This window comes from Ensifer sp. ZNC0028 (assembly GCF_000799055.1).
In the GTDB taxonomy this organism is placed as follows: domain Bacteria; phylum Pseudomonadota; class Alphaproteobacteria; order Rhizobiales; family Rhizobiaceae; genus Ensifer.
Genome location: NZ_JTLA01000129.1, coordinates 1 through 3,592 on the forward strand (window position 1 = coordinate 1; position 3,592 = coordinate 3,592).

At 61.3% G+C, this 3,592-nt stretch carries 3 protein-coding genes and 1 pseudogene; 3 read left to right on the plus strand and 1 reads right to left on the minus strand.

All coding sequences use genetic code 11. The features are described from left to right. Positions 1-550 (minus strand): annotated as a pseudogene (locus L981_RS27715) (hypothetical protein); the annotation flags it as partial. A gap of 418 nt (positions 551-968) precedes the next feature. On the opposite strand from L981_RS27715, the gene L981_RS27725 reads away from it, so the two are divergent. The 3 genes from L981_RS27725 to L981_RS27735 all read left to right on the plus strand — a co-directional run bounded on the left by L981_RS27725 (position 969) and on the right by L981_RS27735 (position 3,551). After that, a complete protein-coding gene (locus tag L981_RS27725; RefSeq protein ID WP_043624128.1) occupies positions 969-1,751 on the plus strand; it encodes an ABC transporter substrate-binding protein in 783 nt (260 codons plus the stop codon). Positions 1,752-1,920: 169 nt separating this feature from the next. Further along, positions 1,921-2,724, plus strand: a complete 804-nt coding sequence (locus L981_RS27730; RefSeq protein ID WP_043624130.1) for an ABC transporter permease — start codon at positions 1,921-1,923, stop codon at positions 2,722-2,724. Then, positions 2,721-3,551, plus strand: coding sequence for an ABC transporter permease (locus L981_RS27735; protein WP_043624134.1), 831 nt, complete (start codon positions 2,721-2,723; stop codon positions 3,549-3,551). Before L981_RS27730 ends, L981_RS27735 begins: the two co-directional genes overlap by 4 nt. The last annotated feature ends 41 nt before the right edge of the window (positions 3,552-3,592 follow it).

Sequence of the window (3,592 nt, forward strand, 5' to 3'; positions counted from 1 at the left end):
TCTGCTCTTCGGCGGCCTTCTGCTCGTCGGCAGCCTTCTGCTCTTCAGCAGCCTTCTGCTCCTCAGCAGCCTTCTGCTGCTCGGCAGCTTGGCGCGCAGCCTCCTCCTCGGCAGCCTTCTGCTGCTCAGCAGCCTGACGGGCGGCTTCTTCCTCAGCGGCCTTCTGCTGTTCGGCGGCCTGACGGGCAGCCTCTTCCTCGGCAGCCTTCTGCTGTTCGGCAGCCTGGCGCGCAGCTTCTTCCTCAGCGGCCTTCTGCTGTTCGGCGGCCTGTCGTGCAGCCTCTTCTTCAGCGGCACGTTGCTGTTCGGCGGCCTGGCGCGCTGCCTCTTCCTCGGCAGCACGCTGCTGTTGCTCGGCGGCTTGGCGCGCGGCTTCTTCTTCCGCCTGGCGCTGTTGCTGCAGCAGCAGCTCCTGGTCGGATTGGCCACCGCCCTCCTGTGCAACCTCGAATGGCTTCATCAGGCTGTCGGCCACGGCAGGCGGAACCGCCACGGACACCGACAGCACCGGCAGCGCGACGGTCGCAAACAGCTTGGATCGAATCGACATTTTGTCTTCCTTCCTCTTCCTGGGAGGTCCTGGCCCGCATCCTCTCGTCAACCCATGACACGCTGACGAAGGGAATGCGAACACGAATACTTACGGGGCCTTGACCCAAGGTTTCGGCTTTTTTGTGTTGACCGCGAGACGCGCGGTCCAATGCAACGCCCAAACCGCGAACCGGTTCCTTGACAAGGGCTAGCGGAGGCAAGATTAACCGCCGCTGAACGCCTCGTTCATGTTCCTCCGGCGCTGAAAAGCACAATCATCGGTCGAATCCCAATTCCCGTTGAGCGCCTTCGCTTTCCTGTTGATTTTTAGTGGAAAAGAGTACGAATATCGCCACAACCGGCGGCAGACGCCCCGGCTGAAATTGGCATCCGCGAAAAACAAGAAAAGCGGATGTCGGCCAACAGAGAGGACTATCATGCGTATTTCCAAGCGGCTGGCAGCCGCCGCATCGGCTGCCGTTTTCGTGCTCATGGCAGGCTCGGCCATGGCCGATGGCGAAAAGGTCGTGATCGGCACGGAAGGCGCCTACCCGCCCTTCAACAACCTCGAAGCGGACGGCACGCTGACGGGCTTCGACATCGACATCGCCAAGGCGCTGTGCGTGGAAATGAAGGCTGAATGCACCTTCGTGACGCAGGACTGGGACGGCATCATCCCGGCGCTGATCGCCAAGAAGTTCGACGCCATCATCGCGTCCATGTCGATCACCGCCGAGCGCAAGGAAAAGGTCGACTTCACCAACAAGTACTACAACACGCCGCCGGCTATCGTCGTACCGAAGGATTCGCCGATCACCGAGGCGACCGCCGCCGCTCTGCAGGGCAAGGCGCTCGGCGCGCAAGGCTCGACCACCCACTCCAACTATGCCGAAGCGCATATGAAGGGCGCGGACATCAAGCTCTATCCGACGGCTGACGAGTACAAGCTCGACATCGCCAACGGCCGTATCGACGCGGTCATCGACGACGTGGTCGTGCTCTCGGAATGGCTGAAGACCGCTGACGGCGCCTGCTGCAAGCTGCTCGGCACGCTGCCGATCGATCCGGTTATCAACGGCGACGGCGCCGGTATCGCGGTCCGCAAGGGCGACGACGCGCTGCGCGAGAAGTTCAACAAGGCGATCGAGGCGATCCGCGCCAACGGCAAGTACAAGGAAATCAACGAAAAGTACTTCCCATTCGATGTTTATGGCAGCTGATTGACGGTTTCCGGTGCGATTTCCTAGTGAATCATGCCGGAAAAACGTCGGTTGATGCGAAAATTGCAACGGCGGATGGCTTGCCCTTCCGCCGTTTTTGTTTGACAAGAGCCTAAAACAAAGCGCGATCGATACGCATAAGAACAGCGCAAAAGGGGAAATCTCTGACATGAGCGGGTTGTTTGCCGGCTTCTATTCCATCCTCTCCTGGATCGGATCGATCGTCGATCCATTCTGCGGCCCGGTCGGGGTCTTCACCTGGTTCGGACCAGGCACGCTTCTGGCCTGCGGCGACACCGGATGGGGCGACGATATCGCCCACGGCTTCGTCATTACCGCGAGCCTTGCCATCGCCACGCTGCCCGTCGGCCTGCTGATCGGCTTCTTCATCGCGCTCGGCAAACAGTCCGAAGAACGCACGGTACGGCTGGCCGCCAACATCTATACGACCATCTTCCGCGGCCTGCCCGAACTGCTGACGCTCTTCATCGTCTATTACGGCCTGCAGATCCTCGTTCAACAGCTGCTGGCATCGCTCGGCTACGACGGTCCGGTCGAAATCAATGCCTTCTTCGCCGGCATGATCGCACTCGGCGTCGTCTTCTCCGCCTATTGCTCGGAAGTCCTGCTGTCGGCCTTCAAGGCCATCCCGCATGGACAATACGAAGCCGGTGACGCCCTTGGCCTGCATCGCGGCCGCACCATGCGCCTCATCATCCTGCCGCAGCTCGTGCGCATCGCCCTGCCCGGTCTCGGCAATCTCTGGATGGCGCTGCTCAAGGACACGGCCCTCGTCTCCGTCGTCGGCCTGACGGACATCCTTCGCCAGACAGGCATTGCCGCCCGCGTGACCAAGCAAGCTTTCGAATTCTATGGCGTTGCCTGCGTGCTCTTCCTCATCCTTGCGATGATTTCCTCGATCGTCTTCTCCTACATTGAACGGCGAACCAAGCGTGCGGAGATGGGCCGATGAGTGTCATTGCAACGATCATCCCGCCCCAGGCGCCGCCACCGGTTCCGCCGAAGCCCTATACGCTCACCCGCTTCGTCGGCAGCGTTGCGCTCGGCATCTGGCTGGCGCTCGGCGTCGGCATCTTCCTGACGGTCGTCGGCGGATGGGATCCGGACAAGTTCGCCAAGTACGGCCCGCGTTTCATCAACGGCCTCGGCGTCACGCTGATGCTGGTCGGCCTTTCGATCGTCATGGGCGCCATCCTGTCGCTGCCGATCGCCTTTGCCCGCATGTCGAAGAACAAGGTCCTGTCGTGGCTCGCCTACGGCTATGTCTACTTTTTCCGCGGCACACCGCTGCTGGCACAGCTGTTCCTCATCTATTACGGCCTCGGCAGCTTCCGCCCGCAGCTCGAAGCGGTCGGCCTGTGGTGGTTCTTCCGTGACGCCTGGAACTGCGCGATCTTCGCCTTCACGCTCAACACCGCAGCCTACCAGGCGGAAATCCTGCGCGGCGCGATCGAGAGCGTGCCGCGCGGCCAACGCGAGGGGGCTGACGCGCTCGGCCTTCCCCAGCGCGTCGCCTTCTGGAAGATCATCCTGCCACAGGCGATGATCGTGGCGCTGCGCCCCTACGGCAACGAGATCATCCTGATGATCAAGGGCTCGGCGATCGTCGCGATCGTCACCGTCTTCGATCTCATGGGCGAAACACGCTACGCCTTCTCCCGCACCTTCGATTTCCAGATGTATATCTGGGCAGCCATTCTCTACCTCATCATGGTCGAGATCCTGCGCAACATCTGGAGCCTGCTGGAAGCGCGCCTGACGCGCCATCTGAAGCGCTAGGGTCTGTACTCAATAGGGATTCCTGTTTTTACCGAATTGTG